1 pseudogene is annotated in these 680 nt (G+C 64.7%); it reads right to left on the bottom strand.

What is annotated here, in order from left to right:
* Nucleotides 1-680 (bottom strand): annotated as a pseudogene (locus AEQ67_RS31360) (glycine dehydrogenase (aminomethyl-transferring)); the annotation flags it as partial.

Raw genomic sequence — 680 nt, 5'->3', positions numbered from 1 at the left:
GTCGAGAAGTACGCGGCGTGCGGGCCACCAAAACCCAGCGGCACGCCAAAACGCTGCGCGCTGCCGATGGCCACGTCGGCGCCGAATTCGCCCGGCGGGGTCAACACGGTCAGGGCCAGCAAGTCGGCGGCGACCGCCACCAACGCATTGGCCGCGTGGAAGCGTTCGGTCAGTTCGCGGTAATCGAACACGTCACCGTTGCTCGCCGGGTACTGCAGCAGGGCGCCGAAGAACGGCGTCACGTCAGTCAGTTCATGCTCGTCGCCGACCACCACGTCGATGCCCAGCGGCTCGGCACGGGTGCGCAATACGTCGAGGGTTTGCGGGTGGCAATGCACGGAGGCGAAGAAGGCGTGGCTGCCCTTGTTCTTGCTCAGGCGTTTGCAGAAGGTCATCGCTTCGGCAGCGGCGGTGGCTTCGTCGAGCAAGGAAGCGTTGGCGATCGGCAGGCCGGTCAGGTCGCTGATCAGGGTCTGGAAGTTCAGCAGCGCTTCGAGACGGCCCTGGGAGATTTCCGGTTGGTACGGGGTGTAGGCGGTGTACCAGGCCGGGTTTTCCAGCAGGTTGCGCAGGATCGGCGACGGCGTGTGCGTGCCGTAGTAACCCTGGCCGATGTAGGTCTTGAACAGCTGGTTTTTGCCGGCGATGGACTTGATCAGTGCCAGGGCATCGGCTTCGCT

Source organism: Pseudomonas sp. RIT-PI-q, assembly GCF_001297125.1.
GTDB lineage: Bacteria > Pseudomonadota > Gammaproteobacteria > Pseudomonadales > Pseudomonadaceae > Aquipseudomonas.
The sequence above is the reverse complement of the archived record's forward strand: the minus strand, read 5'-3'. Positions and strand labels throughout refer to the sequence as shown.